At 59.0% G+C, this 417-nt stretch carries 1 protein-coding gene; it reads right to left on the reverse strand.

Annotation, left to right across the window (positions count from 1 at the left end; translation table 11 throughout):
- A partial coding sequence (istA, locus tag BV911_RS18960) for an IS21 family transposase (RefSeq protein WP_139840177.1) occupies positions 1-417 on the reverse strand: 417 nt, incomplete at both ends.

A 417-nucleotide genomic window follows, 5' to 3' on the forward strand; every position in this document is an offset into this window, starting at 1 on the left:
CCAGAATCCAGCGCTCAACCAGCAAAACTGCACCCTCGACCTTTGCTTTATCCTTGGGTTTATGCGGCCTCGCGGGCACCACGGCGGTATCGTAATGTACGGCCATATCCGCATAGGTCCGGTTGATTACAGGGTCGTAGAAGCATGCTTTGGTGACCCCGGCCTTCAGATTGTCGGACACGATCTGCGCCGTCACCCCTCCGAAGAAGCCAAAGGCACGCACATGGCTCGCGATCCAATCAGGCAATGATTGGGTCCATGTCGCCTCAACATAGGTGTAATTCGAGGCCCCCAGCGTGGCGACAAACAGTTGTGCTGTGCGCACCTCGCCAGTCGTGGGATCAATCACGTCGATCGTGTGCCCGGCGTAATCGACAAACAGCCGCTCGCCCGCCGGATGGCGCTGGCGCATCACCG

It is taken from the genome of Pseudoruegeria sp. SK021, from assembly GCF_002119405.1.
In the GTDB taxonomy this organism is placed as follows: Bacteria; Pseudomonadota; Alphaproteobacteria; order Rhodobacterales; family Rhodobacteraceae; genus Meridianimarinicoccus.